The 16,055-nt window shown below is 50.8% G+C and carries 13 protein-coding genes; 8 read left to right on the top strand and 5 right to left on the bottom strand.

From position 1 onward, the window contains the following. Nucleotides 1-87: 87 nt before the first annotated feature. The 4 genes from ACO0LN_RS11980 to ACO0LN_RS11995 all read right to left on the bottom strand — a co-directional run bounded on the left by ACO0LN_RS11980 (nucleotide 88) and on the right by ACO0LN_RS11995 (nucleotide 6,820). On the bottom strand, nucleotides 88-804 hold the full coding sequence (locus ACO0LN_RS11980; RefSeq protein ID WP_422974001.1) for a substrate-binding periplasmic protein: 717 nt from the start codon (nucleotides 802-804) through the stop codon (nucleotides 88-90). A 171-nt stretch (nucleotides 805-975) separates the two neighbouring features. Beyond that, the gene (locus ACO0LN_RS11985; RefSeq protein WP_422974003.1) at nucleotides 976-2,829 is read right to left on the bottom strand and encodes an ABC transporter substrate-binding protein; all 1,854 of its coding nucleotides are present in this window, start codon (nucleotides 2,827-2,829) and stop codon (nucleotides 976-978) included. Nucleotides 2,830-3,099: 270 nt separating this feature from the next. After that, nucleotides 3,100-6,069: a hypothetical protein gene (locus ACO0LN_RS11990; RefSeq protein WP_422974005.1), complete on the bottom strand. Its 2,970-nt coding sequence runs from the start codon at nucleotides 6,067-6,069 to the stop codon at nucleotides 3,100-3,102. A gap of 367 nt (nucleotides 6,070-6,436) precedes the next feature. Continuing rightward, nucleotides 6,437-6,820, bottom strand: coding sequence for a RidA family protein (locus ACO0LN_RS11995; RefSeq protein WP_422974007.1), 384 nt, complete (start codon nucleotides 6,818-6,820; stop codon nucleotides 6,437-6,439). A gap of 75 nt (nucleotides 6,821-6,895) precedes the next feature. Between ACO0LN_RS11995 and ACO0LN_RS12000 the strand changes: the two genes are divergently transcribed. Continuing rightward, complete coding sequence (locus ACO0LN_RS12000) at nucleotides 6,896-7,621, top strand: ArsR/SmtB family transcription factor (RefSeq protein WP_422974009.1); 726 nt, start codon at nucleotides 6,896-6,898, stop codon at nucleotides 7,619-7,621. Nucleotides 7,622-7,628: 7 nt separating this feature from the next. Here the strand turns inward: ACO0LN_RS12000 and ACO0LN_RS12005 are convergent, their stop codons facing one another. Further along, nucleotides 7,629-8,363 carry a helix-turn-helix domain-containing protein gene (locus tag ACO0LN_RS12005; RefSeq protein WP_422974011.1) on the bottom strand — a complete coding sequence of 245 codons (735 nt, stop codon included), beginning with the start codon at nucleotides 8,361-8,363 and terminating at the stop codon, nucleotides 7,629-7,631. Nucleotides 8,364-8,475: 112 nt separating this feature from the next. Between ACO0LN_RS12005 and ACO0LN_RS12010 the strand changes: the two genes are divergently transcribed. From ACO0LN_RS12010 to ACO0LN_RS12040, 7 genes are read left to right on the top strand one after another with little or no spacing between them, the layout of a single operon-like run. Next, on the top strand, nucleotides 8,476-9,513 hold the full coding sequence (locus tag ACO0LN_RS12010; RefSeq protein WP_422974013.1) for a 3-oxoacyl-[acyl-carrier-protein] synthase III C-terminal domain-containing protein: 1,038 nt from the start codon (nucleotides 8,476-8,478) through the stop codon (nucleotides 9,511-9,513). A 9-nt stretch (nucleotides 9,514-9,522) separates the two neighbouring features. Then, the gene (locus ACO0LN_RS12015; RefSeq protein ID WP_422974015.1) at nucleotides 9,523-10,527 is read left to right on the top strand and encodes an NAD-dependent epimerase/dehydratase family protein; all 1,005 of its coding nucleotides are present in this window, start codon (nucleotides 9,523-9,525) and stop codon (nucleotides 10,525-10,527) included. Next, complete coding sequence (locus ACO0LN_RS12020) at nucleotides 10,524-11,378, top strand: MBL fold metallo-hydrolase (RefSeq protein ID WP_422974017.1); 855 nt, start codon at nucleotides 10,524-10,526, stop codon at nucleotides 11,376-11,378. The genes ACO0LN_RS12015 and ACO0LN_RS12020 overlap by 4 nt, the downstream gene beginning before the upstream one ends. Further along, the gene (locus ACO0LN_RS12025; RefSeq protein ID WP_422974019.1) at nucleotides 11,375-12,760 is read left to right on the top strand and encodes a F390 synthetase-related protein; all 1,386 of its coding nucleotides are present in this window, start codon (nucleotides 11,375-11,377) and stop codon (nucleotides 12,758-12,760) included. Before ACO0LN_RS12020 ends, ACO0LN_RS12025 begins: the two co-directional genes overlap by 4 nt. Continuing rightward, nucleotides 12,753-13,910 carry an ATP-grasp domain-containing protein gene (locus tag ACO0LN_RS12030; protein ID WP_422974021.1) on the top strand — a complete coding sequence of 386 codons (1,158 nt, stop codon included), beginning with the start codon at nucleotides 12,753-12,755 and terminating at the stop codon, nucleotides 13,908-13,910. The genes ACO0LN_RS12025 and ACO0LN_RS12030 overlap by 8 nt, the downstream gene beginning before the upstream one ends. Then, nucleotides 13,907-15,028 (top strand): GNAT family N-acetyltransferase, encoded by a 1,122-nt coding sequence (locus ACO0LN_RS12035; RefSeq protein WP_422974023.1) that lies wholly within the window; start codon nucleotides 13,907-13,909, stop codon nucleotides 15,026-15,028. Before ACO0LN_RS12030 ends, ACO0LN_RS12035 begins: the two co-directional genes overlap by 4 nt. Continuing rightward, on the top strand, nucleotides 15,025-16,044 hold the full coding sequence (locus ACO0LN_RS12040; protein ID WP_422974025.1) for a Rieske 2Fe-2S domain-containing protein: 1,020 nt from the start codon (nucleotides 15,025-15,027) through the stop codon (nucleotides 16,042-16,044). The genes ACO0LN_RS12035 and ACO0LN_RS12040 overlap by 4 nt, the downstream gene beginning before the upstream one ends. The last annotated feature ends 11 nt before the right edge of the window (nucleotides 16,045-16,055 follow it).

The following is a 16,055-nucleotide window of genomic DNA, read 5'->3' on the forward strand; positions in this document are numbered from 1 at the left end:
TAAATCCGGGAGTTTTTTGCGACTTTGATTTTACACTGCCTCATATGCGTCGTATGCCTCTCGCAGGGAAACAAGTTTCATGAAGATCTACTTGTATCGTTTTTCTATGGCAGCGCTGGTGCCATCCTTATCCATCTCCTTCAAGATCTGGTTCCATTTATCAATTTTCGCTTGTGACATCGTGGTATTGCAAGCCAGGTACATCTCGGTCTGATTAAAGGTGAACAACTGCACTACCATCTTGGTCAGGCCTTGTTGCTTGAGTATATCCCAACCCAGTAACTCTCCGCTGGCCCAGAAGTCAAAGCGCCCTGCCAGCATCTTGCGCGGGTTGTCGCCATCCGTGCTGGCCAGTTCGGTATTGAAACCCTTGAGTGAAAAATACTCTGCAATGGCATCATTGCGGTAAGAGCCTATGGTGTATATGCGCAAGTCTTCCAGGGTTTTGGGGTGACGGGTATCGTCGGCCCTGGCGAATATGACCCAGTTGTTTTTGACCAGCGGGCCCACCCATTTGTAAAGTTGTTCACGGCCAGGTGTACGTGAGGTTGAGAAAACGCAGGTGTCAGGATTGTTCTGCGCCATTTGTATCGATCTTGCCCAGGGGTAAGCCGTGATACTGTATTTTTCACCGGCGCGTCGCATAAGCTCCTGCACCTTTTCGGTCGATAGCCCAGTCACTTCACCTGTTTTGGGGTTGGCGATATTAAAGGGAGGGTAGTCCTCGGTGACCAGTATTTCTGAGCGGCAATGCAAGGGCAAGGAAATGCCGAGAATGAAGATGCAAAAACGCAGGATAGCCATGTTGCTCCCTACAATGTCTGCACATCAGCAGACCTGATGTTGGCCCTTTGGATATATGTAGCACAGAGCTTGAGGTGACCAGGCCTGGTCACCTGCTTGTTTTATGTCAACAGAATACGCAGTACTACATTCTTACAGGATAGGATATCTGCGCAACTTTGCTATGTTTTTCTATCTGGCCACGTGATGCAAGGCGCGCTTGCCATTTCTGTAGGTGTACAAAGTCAGGGCCGGTTGCTGGATGTCGCCGTTGTCGTCAAATGAGATCAGGCCTGTGACGCCGTTGTACCTGACACCTTTTATGTAAGCCAGGTATTTGGATGGCTCGACAGAGCCGGCCCTTACCATGGCGGCAGCCAGTGCGTAGAACGCGTCATATACATAAGGTGCATAAATTTGGACATCCATGCCAAAGCGATCCTTGTACACGCGCCTGAATTCTCTGAGCGTTGCCGTACGGCTAGCTTCAACGCCTCCAGCTTCTGCGCAGTACACTTGGTCATTGCGTATGGCGTCATTTGACAGCCTCGGCAGATCAGCAGTGCAAATGCCGTCGCCGCCAACAAATTTGACATTCACTCCTTGTGCCGCCAATTGTTGGAGTAGAGGACCAGCCTGACTGTCCATGCCGCCAAAAAAGACCAGATCTGGGTTACTGCTCTTGATGGCCGCGACTTCTGCGCTGAAGTTGGTTGCTTTATTGTGGACGGTCTGGACGTTGACGATAGTAGCGCCTCCTGCCTCGGCTGCGCGCTTGAATGCGTATGCAATACCTGCTCCGTACATGGTATTGTCGTCAATGACGGCAATCTTGCGTGCTACCAGGTCCTGGGTCGCCACTTTTGCTATCAGACTTGCCAAAGCCTCGTCGTTGGCAACCATGCGAAAGGTTGTATTGAATCCTTGTCTGGTGAATTGTGGATTGGTCGCCGATGGCGATATTTGTGGTATCCCTGCCTGAAAATACACCTCCGAAGCGGGAATGGAGGTGCCAGAGTTTAAATGACCTACCACGCCTTTGACCCGCATGCTGACCAGTCTTTGGGCTGCGCTTACTCCCATTCTGGGGTCTGCGCCATCATTTTCCGTGATTAACTCAAACTTCGTTACCTGACCACCGATGACGATATTCATGGAATTTAAATCTTCAATGGCCATTTTTGCACCATTTTCATTATCGCGTCCAAGATGTCCGATGGCCCCGGTAAGTGGCCCCACATGTCCCAGGCGTACCAGACGGGTACCTGGAATGCTGGCAACTTGCTGGTTGCCCCTGAATTCTTGTGATCCACTTTCAGGCTGAGCGGCGGCAGGAGGTTTTCTGGACTGCGATTCGGATTCTTTACGTTTGTCGTCTACTGTTCCTACGACCAGATAAACGGCCTCTTCAGCCATTTCGGCAACTTCTTCCCTGGATTTGGCAGTTTTCACAGGTGCACGCAATATCTGGTCTCTGACTTGCCTGGTTCCTGCGATCATGGCAAGCAGGTATTGGACTTTGACCGCATAATTAACGTTTTGCCCAACCTCACCTTGCCTCTCCAGCATGTATATGTCACTGAGCTTAGACACAATAACGCCGACGACGTAGCCACGGCTGTCAAGCAATGGGCCACCAGAATTGCCTGGTTGTATGGGGGTACTGATTTGGAAATTGCGGATATCGTCACCTTGACCGCTCTCTGCTGTCAGCGTGCCATTGGTAAATTTGGCTTCAGCACCTTGGATGCCAACATTAGGAAAGCCCAGGGTCGAGACTTCTGAACCCCTGCGAATTTTCTGATTGGATTCCAGATAGAGTGGGGCGGTGGCCTTGTCTATGCTCAATATGGCCAGATCATTGACAGGGTCTTTACCAACTATCTGTGCCGGAAAAGCTTTTTTGTTTTGATCAAGAACAAAAAGCTCTTTTGCGCCGTCGATCACATGAAAATTTGTCACGAGATGACCGTTTTTGGTGATGGCGAATGCAGTACCAGTTGATACGGAGGCTCTGGCCTGGGAATCAGCGGCTACGAGCAGCATGCTGCAAAGAAAAATCAGGCTGGTCGTGTAAAGAGCGGATTTGATGAACGAACACACGTGGTCAATCTTCGTTTTGATCATATGCTTTAGAGGTGACTGGGTTGCGGAATCTTGCAAGCAAGAGTATTGCTTACTTTATCAATTGCTACAAGTGCAAGCTGCGACACCCACATTTGCCTGTGACAGGAAAATGCCATGACTCTGGGCTCGTTCTGTTCCCGGCGAAGAAGTACGGCAGGCATTCGCCTGGTTTTGCTTCATTTCTCAGTCTCAACGGGACATCTGGCCCATACTCGTGCGGGGACTGCAGCGGGTTTCTCTTTGCTCAATATTGAGCAGGGTTTGCTGAAACTGACTTTTCCAGACGTCACCCTGGACATGGGTTCTGCATGGGTTTTCACTGCTGACTGACCTGATATTGCCGGGTTCTGTCCGCGCCTTGTGCAGTGCTTCTTGCAACTGGCCTGCAATTTTGCTTGCTTCTTCCTGTTCACCCTTTGCACGCAGCGTTTCTATCAGCATCAGCATCAACTCTGATTGCTGAAAATCTATCGGCTGGGCGCGCCGCATGAACAGATCTGTAAGCCAGTTGCCAGTACCAGGTACCGGTGATTGCGCGAGAGCCAGGGCTTCCAGCCTGGCCTGGTTATAGTCTTTCTGGTGCATGGCGATGGTCCATTTGATCTGGTGGATGTCGCGCCCGACGATATCCACCCCTGTTTGCTGCTTTGGATGGTATGCCAGAGACTTGAGCATGTGCTGAGCAGCAGCAAGTTTCTTGAGATTCAGCAATAGCCAGGCCTGATCACTCTTTAACATGCGGCAGAGAATATTTTCGGTGTCTTTGCTTGCGCAAGAAAAATCTTCATCTGCGGTGCGCAATTGATTTTCTGCATCTTCAGCCCTGCCTATTTTATAGTAGGCGCGTGCAAGCATCTGCCTTGCTTGCAGTAACTCTGTGTCATCTGCTTTTTTGTCTTTTGCAAGCAGGTTGACGACTTCTTCTTTCAAGCTCAGTTGTGCGGGATTTTCCGTATCGATATCGCGTGCCTGCAAAACTTCTGCCAGCAAACGTGCGTCACGTCTTTCACCTTGCTCACGCAGTCTTGCACGCAGAATGGCTTCTGCTTCCTGCAGATAGTTGGCGATGTCTGTATCGTTTTTCTTTGCGTTTTCAGTGTCATCCAGCTCTGACCATTCACGTATTGCGTTTGCCATTGCCAGCGCCGCATCTGCATGCAGATAGGTTGGCTGCAACGAGTTATTATTTTCAGCGTAATACATTTTGGCGATACGCAAAGCATCTTCAGGATCAGCTTCCCTGGCCTCATCCAGTACAGACCTGAGTATGTCTGCTCTTTCACTACCTTGCGCGGCAGAGATTTTCTCGGATCTTGCCTGTCTTTGCTTCATCCTTTCTTCTTGCCAGGAGCGTTCGTTATCCCTGTTTGCATGCTCGCTTATTGCCACGGGCTTGCTGGCATCGTCTGAGGCCAGCAATGCAGACATGCCCTGATATGTCATGCTCGTCATGACGGATGGTGCAGAGTAGAACATGGCAAACAAGGCGGCCAGCGGTAAAATAATGCAGGCCAGATACAAAGCCATACCTGCACTACTTTCTTTCCAGCCGGGCAGGCCACCAAGGTAGCGCGACAATATGGTTTGACCCACGGTCAGTTTACTGGCGTAACTCCATTTGCTGAATTTTTCTTGACTCAGAAAATCAAATAAATCAGCCGCCGCTTGAGAAAAGTTTTTTTCCTTTCCTGGTGCACCGACATTTTGCCTGGATAAAAGTGCAGCCGCGCTGGCGAATTTGTACTGGAATTGCGCACCAATGAGCGCAAACATGCCTATGCCAGCCAATACCTTGTCGCCGCTGTATAAGCCATATCCCAGTATGGCAAGGCCACTGCATAAGGCAAATAAAAACCGCAACCAGGGCAAACGGGCCATGAGCAAAAGCTCTATCACCCGACCACCATCAAGTGGCAATAAAGGCAGGAGATTAAATCCATTCACCATGAAAGATGCCATCGTTGCCATCGACAGAAGTGGCCCCCATGCCGTATTGAGTATGCCTGGTTCCCTGAATATCAAGGCCATGCCGGCCAGAGATAATAGCAGGCCAGGCAGAGGGCCTGCCAGATAGACCAGCAAATGCGTCAGAGGACGGGCTTCATGTTTTTCTCCACTGGTGATGCCTCCCATACCTGGTACAAAAAATACCTGTACATCGCGAAATCCTGCCATTTTCATTGCCAGCCAGTGCCCGCTTTCATGCAAGGCAATGACAGCGCCAATGACAATGGCACCGGCAATGCCCCACCACCAGGTACCCAATGCGAGAAATAACAAAGCTGACAATGCAAAGCTTGAATATTGATACCAGCGTGGTGCGCGCATTGAGCGCAAGGTGCATAGCGAGCGTATGAAAGCATGGCGGTCGCGCAAGCGAAGTGCCGTGTTCAAACGCTCTCCGTCAATATTCGCCAAAGTGCTGGCTGCGTCTGATCTTGACAGAGATTTCATGGATTTATGTGTGCTCTCTCTGCGCAATTGCCACGCCAGTTTCAGGGCGGGCCACAGGCGGAAACCATAAATATTTTCTTCGCCGCGCTGGTCTCGTTGATATATTTTGCCTTCTCTTTCCAGTCTTACCAGCCAGCGTTCGGCCAGGTTCTGGGAAATTCCCGGGGCATCGGCAGGGTCACTGCGTTGCACGTTAATCAGCTCGCGCACATGTAAATGCGTTGCCAGTTGTCCCGCCAGATTGCCACTCTTGTCGCTGATAGCGCTGACCCTTGAAGGGTAAGGTATTCTGGTTTGCAAAGAACCATTGATTGTCAGCAGGGTTTTTCCATCGACATAGGTATTCCATAGAAAAACAGTGTAGAGACTTGAATCAAGCAGCGACTCGTTTGGATAAACCTCAGCCAGCACATCTTGCGCCAGATGGTGATAGACATCGCAATAACTGGCTGGAATATCTTCGGACGCGATCATCGAACGTTCACGCCAACTGTGCATGTAACGGAACCCGGCTTTCTCCATTTCAGCACGGGCTGCTTCAAGTATAGGTAAAAGTCCGCCGCTGGCTGTGCGCAGGCAGGGCGTTTTGCGTGGTGTCCATAATGGTAATTTTAGTAAGCGGTTGGCGCTTACCAGCAGGGTTGCGGCCTGCAAAAGCAAAATAACGACGATCAGTGTTATGCCCACACTCAACAACAGGTCCATCCCAATTTCCACCCAATTCTCCACGCGCAAAGTATCAGCAGCATTGTCAGCTAAATAGTGTGAAATTGCGAGTACATGAATAGAATTAGGGTGCAAATCAATCGGATAGATGACTGAAATTGCATGAAACCTGGGCCTTACTGCGTTACTTTTTTCATTTCGATAATAATTATGAAATCAGTTCCTGCAAATGCAGGAAGCACATGTCCTTATACAATTTGCATTGAGCCAGCGTTGTTATGATCTGGACATATGATCGCGCCAGTATAAAAATATAAATGGATGCAGCCATGAACAGGCATTTGCCGGGACATGGCCAATCAAATCACCAGCTTCAATCAAGCTTCATGCCGCTGTCAAGGCAGTATCAATATTGTGCTGCGATGATTTCTATTTCCAGCAAAAAGCCTGGCTTGACCAAGGCTGGTGTGATCATTAGCATGGATGCCGGGCGCGCATCTCCAAGATAATGACTGCGTACCTTGACGTACTCCGCGATGTCGGATTCTCTGGTCAGATAGTGAGTCACTTTGACGATATCCGCCATTGTCATTTTGCTGCTTTCCAGCATGTGGACAATATTGCGCCAGGCAAGATCGGCCTGGCCGATAATGTCGTCTGGCAAATTGCCGTCCTCATCCAGGCCTGGTGTGCCAGAGGTAAATAACCACCGGGCGTGACCAGACACTTCTTGCGCATCGGTGTATTTGCCGATCTGGCTGGCGATGCCGATATTGTGGGGAATATGCATGTTCATCTTTCGTTGTGGATAGTGATGTACATTATGGGCAAGATGTCATCCCGACATTTCAGCCCAGGATGAACTATGGACGATGCGCACAATATTCCCGGTATTATTCCCCGCATTGCAGCTTTGATGGCAGACCCCGCACGTGCAGCCATACTATGGACACTGATTGATGGCACTACGCGTCCTGCAGGTGAACTGGCATTTGCAGCAAACGTGTCGGCACAATCTGCAAGTGCGCATCTGGCAAAGCTGGTTGAAGGTGGCTTGTTAATGTCGCAGGCACATGGACGGCATCGCTATTTTCGTATTGCCAGTGCTGAGGCTGCGAGTCTCATAGAATCCATGGCCGTTCTTGGTGCAGCAACTCACACTAAAGCATCACGCCGGCCAGCTCAGCCTGCCTTGGTACGTATCATGCCCAAGCCGTTTTTACATGCAAGGACTTGTTATGACCACCTTGCAGGTGAATTGGCCGTGCAATTGCTGGATGCCATGCTCAAAGCGAAATGGCTGGAAGCAGATGGCAAGAATTTCAAGCCAAGCACCTTGGGCAGTGAAAAGCTCGTCGCTCTGGGTATTGCAAGGCCTGAGACAAGCGCTGAGCACACAAAGAGCCGCCGCATATATGCCCGCTGCTGCATAGACCTGACGCAGCGCCGCCCGCATCTGGCGGGTGTACTGGGTGCCGAGTTGTTGAACTTGTTTGTTAGAGAAGCCTGGATACTGCGTACCCCGCATTCACGTGTCGTCAGTGTAACGCCCAAAGGCCAGGAGGCTTTGCGACAAATTCTTGAAGCGTAAATATTTCTTAAGGGCGACGCAGCGTTTTAAAAACCTTTGGTTCCCACACGCGCATGGCGAATAGCAGCCCGGTGCCATGGCGTTGTGCCAGCGGCACGGCCAGGCTTTCCTGATGCAGGTCTGCAAAGTCCTGTTTCAGCCGTCTTAATTTTGCCTGGAATTGCAGGGCGGCAGCCGGTGTCAACATGCCATTCAAAAAAACGAAACTGTCACTGGTGGCATGAAATCCATCATCGACAAAATCTCCCAATGCCTGTTGCCGGAATAGTTGCCGTATCGGGCCTTCTGGCAACCAGTCAAAATCGCGGCTGATATTGAGACGTATGCGATTGCCTGGCAACAGGTCTATCAGTCTTAGTTTATCGAGCCGCAGCAAGTGCTGCAGGCATGTGGGTTCTGAAATCTGGTAGGCCTTGACGATATCTGCCAGGCTCCATTGATTCAAGGTGCACACTGCCACCAGCAATAAAATGGTGTCGGCCGCCAGTTCTTTTTCCTGCTGCAAACTCAGGTGTACGATACGCGGTTCGTCATTGCCTGCTTCGTTGACCAGTTCCTGTATCGTCATGTCGGCCAGTGCTGCCAGTTGTGTCAGCCTTTCCAGCGATATGTTTCCATTTGAAAAAAGACGTTTGACTGTGGGCTCGGACAGATACAGTGCTGCAGCGATTTTGCGGTAAGTGTAGCCGCGTGATTTGAGCAGGCGCTTCAGGGTTGCTAGCAGACGTTTAGCTTCAGTCATAAGGTGATTGATGGGATTGGTATTAATATTTGATCCTTTTTAGATTATATGTCATCGTTTTTTACAAGAATATTTATTTTTATGGTGCTTTTGCTTATGATGGACTCATTATATGAGTACCCAATTGGGTGTTAGCCAGATGGAGAATTGTTTGAACACGCGTCATGTCAGGATCATAGGAAGTGGGATGGCTGTACCCGCACAAGAAGTCAGCAGTGCTGCACTGGATAACAGGCTTGGTTTGCGCGCTGGAACCAGTTTCAAAAAAACCGGTGTGCGCAGGCGGTTTTTATCGACTACCGAAACCGCCGCTCAACTGGCGGCACGTGCCTGCACCCAGGCACTGCAAGATGCCGGCCTGGCCTCGGACGATATCGATTGCCTGGTCGCTACCTCGGCCACTATGGATCAGGCCTTGCCTTATAACGCAGCACTGATCCATGCCGAGTTGAAATTGTCTGGCCGCCGCACGACGACTTTTGATATCGGCGCCAGTTGCATGTCTTTTTTGACTGGCCTTGATACCATGAGTTATCTGGTTGAATGCGGGCGCTATAAAAATGTGATGCTGGTGTCATCAGACATCGCCACCTTTGGGCTGGACTGGAGTAACCTGACCGAATGCGGTATTTTTGGTGATGGCGCAGCTGCGGTAGTGATACGGCGATCATTGCCGACCGAATCTTCACGCATATTGTCGTCGCGCAGTGTGACGATATCCGCCGGGGTTGAGCATTGCAGGATACCAGCCGGTGGCTCGCGTTACCATCCGCGCAGGATGTTGGCGTCGATTGATCCCTTGTCAGTTTTCCAGATGGAAGGGCGCTTGGCCTTTAAACTGATTGCTGCTGAAATGTCTGACTTTGTGGAGGGTTTGCTCGAAACTGCCGATGTAGACATGAAACAGATCAAGAAGATAGTGCCGCATCAGGCCAGCCAGTTGGCCATACATCATCTGACCAAACGTCTGGACGTATCCTCTGAAAAGGTCATGAATATTTTTGCAGATTATGGCAACCAGGTAGGCGCTTCTCTACCGACTGCACTGCACCTTTGCAGAACCGGGCAGCAAGTGCAAAGAGGTGACAGCATGATGCTGATAGGTTCAGGCGCAGGCCTGACATTGGGCGGCATGGTGCTGGTTTACTGACGTATTGATATGAAAATTCTTATTACGGGTGGCACGGGTTTTCTGGGCAGGCATTTGGTGTGGCAACTGGCGCAAGATGGCCATGAGGTCTTGTTCACAGGGCGCAATGCAGATGTCGCCCGCAGTATAGTGCTGGCGGCGGCAAAGTCGGTTGAATTCGTTCCTCTGGAGCATGGCACACAACATGCGCGTGAACAATTACTGGCTTGCAGTAAAGCAGCCAATGTAATGATACACAGCGCCGCATTGACTTCGCCGTGGGGTAGCCAGCGTGCTTTTCACAATGCCAATGTCGCATCCACCAGCGAAGTGCTGGCGGCATGCCAGGCAAATGCTATTCCTTGCCTGATCAATATTTCGTCGCCCAGCATTTATTTTAAATTTCGAGATCAGTTGAGTATACGTGAAGATAGTGTCTTGCCAGCAGGCGTGAACGAATATGCGCGCAGCAAACAAGAGGCTGAAGGACTGGTTATCGCTGGGGCTATACCCTTGTGCGTGATACTTAGGCCAAGGGCCATTTTTGGTCCATGGGATAATGCCTTGCTGCCGCGTTTGCTGCGCCTGTTAAGATATGGACGATTGCCATTGTTGAGGAACGGGCAGGCTTTGCTGGATATGACCTATGTTGATAATGTCGTTCACGCCGTCAAGTTGTCCATGAAGCTGGCTCCATCAGATACAGCGCAGGTATTCAATATTTCCAATGGTGAGCCCATTGCCGCCGCCGATCTGTTTGCAAAAATGGCGGAACAATTTGGTATTCCCTTGCACACGGTACACCGGCCATATATTGTGGCAGACCTGTTTGCCCGTTTGCTTGAAGGTGTCGCAAAGCTCAGGCCACAATGGGAACCGCCGTTTACCCGTTATTCACTGGCAACCCTGGCTTATTCACAAACCCTGGATTTATCCCGCGCACGTGATGTGCTGGGATACAGTCCTGTTGTGACGCTTGACGAAGGCATAGCCCGCACCGCGCAATGGTGGAAGCAGCAAGGCTTGCAGGCATGATCACACCACGTCTTCAATTCCATTGGCTGAAAGCCGGTCATTGCAATCATCCGGAATGTATCGCGATGCGTGGCGGGCGCTGGCAGAGCGTGATGTTTCCTGCCCTGTGTGGTTTGCTGATACATCCCACGCGCGGGAATATCCTGTTTGATACTGGCTATAGCCAGCACTTCATGCAGGCGACCCAGCCGTTTCCTGAGCGCCTGTACCGCTGGACTACACCAATGACACTGGCACCGGAAGAAGTGTTGACGCAACAACTGGCGCAATTAGGCATACGGGCTGGCGACATCAATTATGTCGTGATCTCGCATGTCCATGGTGATCATATTGCCGGACTGTGCGATTTTCCCAATGCAAAGTTAATCATCTCGCGTGCTGAATACGATAGTGCCAGCAGCATGTCGCGCCTGGGCGGTTTGATGCATGGTTTTCTTTCTGCCTTGCTGCCGCCTGATTTTGCCGACAGGGTGATTTTTGCGGAAGACAGTGCCAGCCTGGGTCTTCCTGCTGAGCTTGCTGCGCTTCGCAACGGTTTTGATATTTTTGGTGATGGCAGTCTGATTGCCATACCTTTGCCTGGTCACTCCCAGGGGCAGATAGGCATTAGCTTCAAGCGTCATGATGACAGGCGTATTTTCCTGGTTGCGGATGCCTGTTGGTCTATCGAAGCGCTGAAAAATAATCAGCTGCCGACCTGGTTTGCGAGCCGCATTTTTAGTAGTGTCAGGCAATATCAGCAAAGTTTTGCAGCTTTGCAAAAAGTAGCCTGCATAGCAGATGGCGCAGTGCTGCTGCCATCACATTGCAAGCAAAGCTGGGAACATTTGAATGGTGGGCAGCAAGCATGAAACTGACTGATCTTTGCAGGCTGGTGTTTCATTTTGTCAGGACGCGCTGGCTGTTGCGCTTTTCCAGCAGAGCTGCGCTACAAGCATGGCAACAAAAAAAGATTACAGCATTTCTCAAACAGCAATTGCCATTGACACCGTTTTATCAACAGTATGCTGGTTTGACTCTGCAGGAATTGCCTGTGATTGATAAAGCTGTCGCGCTGGAATATTTTCAGCATATGAATGTCGCCAATATCAGCCTTGAGCAAGCCAGTGCCATTGCACTGCAGAGTGAAAACAGCCGTAATTTTTCTGCTGAACTGGATGGCATTACCGTTGGTTTGTCCAGCGGCACTCAAGGGCCACGCGGCGTATTTTTGACGTCAGGTAAAGAACGAGCCAAATGGGCGGGCATCATGATGGCCAGGACCATGCCTGCAGATTTGTTGCACAGCCTGATCTTTCGCGCCACACCAATCAGGATCGCCTTCTTCTTGCGGGCGAACAGCAATCTTTATACTACCTTGAATAGCAAGCGAATACATTTCAAGTTCTACGATTTATACGAAGGTGTGGATGTACATCTGCCAGAGTTGCAAGCGCAGGTGCCGACGATACTGGTTGCCCCTGCACATATCCTGAGCCGGCTTGCAGAACTGAAATTGCAGGGCCATTTGACTATTTCACCCCAGCGCGTCATTTCTGTAGCCGAGGTATTGGAGCCCGACGACAAGTCGCGAATAGAAGCTGCATTTGGCTTGCCTGTGCATCAGTTGTACCAGTGCACGGAAGGCTTTCTTGCCTACACTTGTGAGCTGGGCGTCTTGCATCTGAATGAAGAATTTATCCATATAGAACCAGAATGGCTGGATCAGGAAAAGACCCGTTTTGTTCCCATCATTACCGACTTTACCCGAGTCACCCAAAAAGTCATACGTTACAGGCTAAATGATGTATTGCGGGTACGTGACGCTCAATGTTCATGTGGCCGTGTCAGCCTTGCGCTGGCAGCGATAGAAGGACGTTGTGATGACATATTGTGGTGGCAGCAGCGCAATGGCCATGAGCTGGTGGCGGTGTATCCTGACATGCTCAGGCATGCGATTACCATGGCATCAATTAGTTTGCCTGATTACCGGCTCGAACAGCATGGCAGCGAACTGCTGATTGCTATCGAATCCGGTGAGACTGCAACGATAAATGAAGCGATGAATGAAATGATTGCGGCCATCACAGGTCTGGCAGAGCGCTTGGGCCTGCTAGCCCCCAATTTTAAAAGCATGACTTATGTCGCTGGTGAGATAAGCAGCAAGCGTCGGCGCATACGCTGTGTAAGTCGCACTGATATACAGCACATACGGCACATCGTTGAGAAAAGTGCAGAGGTGGCACATGCCTAATGTCTTGATACTGGGTGGCAGAGCACCGGTCGCACTTGATCATGCACGGCGCTTTTCTCAGCAAGGCTGGACTGCTTATATCGCAGACAGTGTGCCTTGCCGCTTGTCAGGCTGGTCATCAGCGGTAAAAACCAGCATACAGCTGGCAGCACCCAGCCAGCATCCGCAGGTATTTATCGATGATTTGAACCGGGCGATAACGCAGTACCAAATTGATTTGCTCATGCCCACTTGCGAAGAAGTGTTTTTCCTTTCGCGTTACAGAAAATACCTGCCTGTCAGTGTCAGGGTGCTTGTCGATGATTTTGATAAATTGCGCACGCTGCACAGCAAATGGCATTTCCTGAAGCTGGCAGAACAATATGGCGGCAATCCCCCACCCAGCAGTCTCGTCAGCAGTATTGACGGGGCTCGCGCTTGGGCAGGCAAGACGCCGTTGGTACTCAAGCCTGAGTATTCCCGCTTTGGTGTGCATGTCCGTCTCTACCCACAGGGCATGCCTGATAACGAGGCTCCATTGGGCCAGCAGGGTGCATGGGTGGCACAACATTTCAAGCCCGGACGCGAACTTTGCTCATATAGCGTTGCTGACCAGGGGCGTTTGTTGGCCCACGTCGTGTATGAACCCAGACACAGGCTGGGCAAGAGTTCCAGTTTTTACTTTGCTCCTTATGATGCGCCGCAAATCCGTGAGTTCGTCACCAGGCTGGTGGCCGCAATCAATTACACAGGACAGATATCATTTGACTGGATAGAGTCACTGGATGGCATACCCAGCGTGATTGAATGCAACCCCAGGGCTGTCAGCGGCGTACATCTGTTTGGCATGCAGGATGCCTTGCCAGCCGCCCTGGCAGGGGAACTGGATGCGTGCCTGCAACCATCCGCAACTACTCCACGCATGCTTGCAGCCATCATGCTGAGTGCCGGGCTGGTACAGGCCGTGCAAGAGAGAAAATTACGCGCATGGTGGGCTGACTATCAAGCAGCGGGCGAAGTGATAGGCATAGCACAAGATCGCTTGCCCTTGCTGGGCGCATTGGCTGACATGAGTTCATTCGCCCTGATGGCATGGCAGCAAAAATGCTCGATGCGTGAAGCGGCGACGCGTGACATAGAGTGGGATGGGCAGGAGCTGGCTGAACCATGATGCTTGCCGATCAAAACCAGATAAGCCATGAATTTACAGCCAGCGTGGAGAAGTTTGCACAGATTCATACCAGCGGTGCACATGCCGCATTGATCAATAACTTGCATGCAGATATGGATGTGCTGCGGGTTGATGACCTTGTTTTCCCCGTCACAGTGAACTCAGGTAAATTCAATGATGCCTGGGTATGTTCCCCCCTGACTACTTACTGGCGTTATGCGCAAGAAGAGATGTCACGTTATGCCCATGTCATGGGCCGCGTCCTGTTTTTATTCATCTGCCATGTGTATGGATATCTATTGAAGTTTGCCAGGATAGACCAGGCTGTCACCATCAATAACTGGGCTTTGAGTACCAATATCTATCCCGCACTCACAAATGAACAAGCCTTGACGCAGATGATTGCAGGCGCACGCAGAAAATGGCCTGGACATGGCATCTGGTTCCGCTCATTGAACCAGGAGCTGAATGCAGACTGGCTCCATGCTTTGCGAGAACAGGGATTGACGCTTATTCCCAGTCGCCAGGTATATCTGTTTGATGATCTGGCAAACGGTGTCAGGCAACATGCGAATTTACAGCGTGATATGCATTTACTCAAATCGACAACGCTCTTACGCGTCTGCGACAGTGAAATCCGGCAGCAGGATTATGCCCGCATTGCAGAGTTGTATAAGCTGCTTTATATCGATAAATATTCACAGCTCAATCCAGAATATACAGCCAGTTTCATGCAAGCCTGGCATACAGCGGGTCTGTTGCATTTTTATGCTTTTAAGTCAGACGATGGCGTGCTGCAAGCCGTTGTCGGTTTATTTCAACTACAGGGCGTGGTAACTGCGCCCATCGTTGGCTACAACACAGCACTGCCACGTGAACTCGGTTTGTACCGCTTGCTAATGGCTGCCGTATTTGAGCATGCAATCAAAAACAAACTGATTGTCAATCTCAGTGCCGGTGCTGCGCATTTCAAGCGTTTGCGTGGTGGCAAGCCCGCTATTGAATACAGTGCAGTATGGTCTGCGCATTTACCCATGCGAACGCGGATAGTCATTGCTTGCCTGGGCTGGCTGACGACTAAAATAGGCATTCCTGTCATGAAGAAATATCAATTATGAGCGGTCAGTGGAACCCTGCTGTTTATGCACACTGGTTTGTCGCTGCCTGTAGTGCAGACCTCAGACAAAAACCAATCGCCGTGACAGTACTTGATAAGCCGCTGACACTGGCACGTTTGCAGTCAGGTGAATTGCTGGCCCTCGAAGACCGGTGCCCGCACCGGCAAGTGCCCTTGTCGCAGGGCCAGGTGACTGCCGATGGCTTGCAATGCCCTTACCATGGCTGGACCTTTGGCAGCGGCGGGCGCTGCGTCAGGGTACCTGGCTTGCCGCCACAGGCTTGCCTTCCGCAAGTGGGAGCACGTGCTTTTGATGTCAGGGAGTTTGATGGGCTGATCTGGGTCAGGCTGGCGAAACATGGCGATGCCGACAGAGGGCTGCCCAGACTAATCACTGATCTGCCTGCGGGTTCCAGAAGGTTTCTGTGGCAAACAAGCTGGTCTTCGCATATCGTCAATGCACTGGAAAATTTTCTTGATCCCCTGCACACGCATTTTGTTCATCCTGGCCTGGTGCGAAAAGATAATCAGCGCAACGGCGTAGAAGCAGTTCTCACCGAGACTGCAGATGGTTTTGCAGTGGATTATCGAGGCCAAGTGCAGCAATCCGGCATACTTTACCGGCTGTTTGAATCGCCCCGCATTTCTGAGCGTGCTTACTATGCGCAAGCCGGTACGACACAGATTGAATATCGCTATCAGGATGGCAGCATAGTGCGCATCAGCCTGCATTTCACTCCGCAGTCTGCAGATGTGACGCATGTATTTGCCAGCATGCATATTGAAAACCGCTGGGCACCAGCCTGGTTATTGCGTTTGCTGGTGTGGCCATTCCTGAGGCGGGTTGCTTCGCAGGATGCGCATATACTCGCCTTGCAAACGAAAAATCTGCATCAATTTCCAGATACCCGCCATGCCTCGACTGAGCTTGATCTGGTGCGTCCTTATATTGAAAAATTCTGGCTGGATAGTGATAGCAAGCTGCCGCAAAGCAATAGTATTACTTTATATTTGTAACGCCATGTAAG

Origin of the sequence: Undibacterium sp. TC9W (assembly GCF_049339865.1) — a bacterium.
Classification (GTDB): Bacteria; Pseudomonadota; Gammaproteobacteria; order Burkholderiales; family Burkholderiaceae_D; genus Undibacterium.

Excerpts from the sequence above, each read along its gene's own strand:
- ACO0LN_RS12040 (WP_422974025.1), top strand. The coding sequence starts at position 15,025 with ATGAGCGGTCAGTGGAACCCTGCTGTTTATGCACACTGGTTTGTCGCT.
- ACO0LN_RS12000 (WP_422974009.1), top strand. The coding sequence starts at position 6,896 with ATGGACGATGCGCACAATATTCCCGGTATTATTCCCCGCATTGCAGCT.
- ACO0LN_RS12020 (WP_422974017.1), top strand. The coding sequence starts at position 10,524 with ATGATCACACCACGTCTTCAATTCCATTGGCTGAAAGCCGGTCATTGC.
- ACO0LN_RS12030 (WP_422974021.1), top strand. The coding sequence starts at position 12,753 with ATGCCTAATGTCTTGATACTGGGTGGCAGAGCACCGGTCGCACTTGAT.
- ACO0LN_RS12025 (WP_422974019.1), top strand. The coding sequence starts at position 11,375 with ATGAAACTGACTGATCTTTGCAGGCTGGTGTTTCATTTTGTCAGGACG.
- ACO0LN_RS12010 (WP_422974013.1), top strand. The coding sequence starts at position 8,476 with ATGAGTACCCAATTGGGTGTTAGCCAGATGGAGAATTGTTTGAACACG.
- ACO0LN_RS12005 (WP_422974011.1), bottom strand. The coding sequence starts at position 8,363 with ATGACTGAAGCTAAACGTCTGCTAGCAACCCTGAAGCGCCTGCTCAAA.
- ACO0LN_RS11985 (WP_422974003.1), bottom strand. The coding sequence starts at position 2,829 with ATGCTGCTCGTAGCCGCTGATTCCCAGGCCAGAGCCTCCGTATCAACT.
- ACO0LN_RS12015 (WP_422974015.1), top strand. The coding sequence starts at position 9,523 with ATGAAAATTCTTATTACGGGTGGCACGGGTTTTCTGGGCAGGCATTTG.
- ACO0LN_RS11980 (WP_422974001.1), bottom strand. The coding sequence starts at position 804 with ATGGCTATCCTGCGTTTTTGCATCTTCATTCTCGGCATTTCCTTGCCC.
- ACO0LN_RS12035 (WP_422974023.1), top strand. The coding sequence starts at position 13,907 with ATGATGCTTGCCGATCAAAACCAGATAAGCCATGAATTTACAGCCAGC.
- ACO0LN_RS11995 (WP_422974007.1), bottom strand. The coding sequence starts at position 6,820 with ATGCATATTCCCCACAATATCGGCATCGCCAGCCAGATCGGCAAATAC.
- ACO0LN_RS11990 (WP_422974005.1), bottom strand. The coding sequence starts at position 6,069 with ATGGACCTGTTGTTGAGTGTGGGCATAACACTGATCGTCGTTATTTTG.